The sequence below is a fragment of the Chryseobacterium candidae genome (assembly GCF_004916905.1).
GTDB lineage: Bacteria > Bacteroidota > Bacteroidia > Flavobacteriales > Weeksellaceae > Chryseobacterium > Chryseobacterium candidae.
The window spans coordinates 1-438 of record NZ_SDLV01000036.1 but is presented as its reverse complement, the minus strand read 5'-3'; the positions used below and the strand labels follow the sequence as shown (position 1 = coordinate 438).

Sequence of the window (438 nt, the reverse complement as noted above, 5' to 3'; positions counted from 1 at the left end):
AACAACAATTAAAAGAACTTAGCAGAAGAATAGAAGAGGCTAAGAAGCAAGAGCAGCAAGAAAAGAGGTTAGATTTGTCAGGGTTATCTTTAAATAACGAGGCTTTACTTAGAGCGATGTCTGAAATAGAGAAGATTTCGGGTATGACGGAACTTGATTTAGGTGGCAACAATCTTAATAAATTACCTAGCAATATATTCACCCTAATAAATCTTAAGAGATTGAAGTTAGATAGGAATAAATTTACAGATCTTCCTGAAGAGTTTGAATTATTGGATAATCTTGAAAAATTAGATGTAAGTCACAACAGACTTTTGTACCTACCTGACAAGATTGGTCGTTCATCAAACCTTAAAGATCTGAATGTTTCAAACAATGAACTCTTATTTCTTCCTGACTTATCAGGATTTAGAAAACTCGAACGTTTAGATTTAAGTA

General features: G+C 32.6%; 1 protein-coding gene. It reads left to right on the top strand.

Going from position 1 to position 438, the window contains the following annotated elements:
* Positions 1 to 438, top strand: a 438-nt coding sequence (locus tag EK417_RS16555; RefSeq protein ID WP_369073664.1) for a leucine-rich repeat domain-containing protein, incomplete at both ends; no start/stop codon positions are given.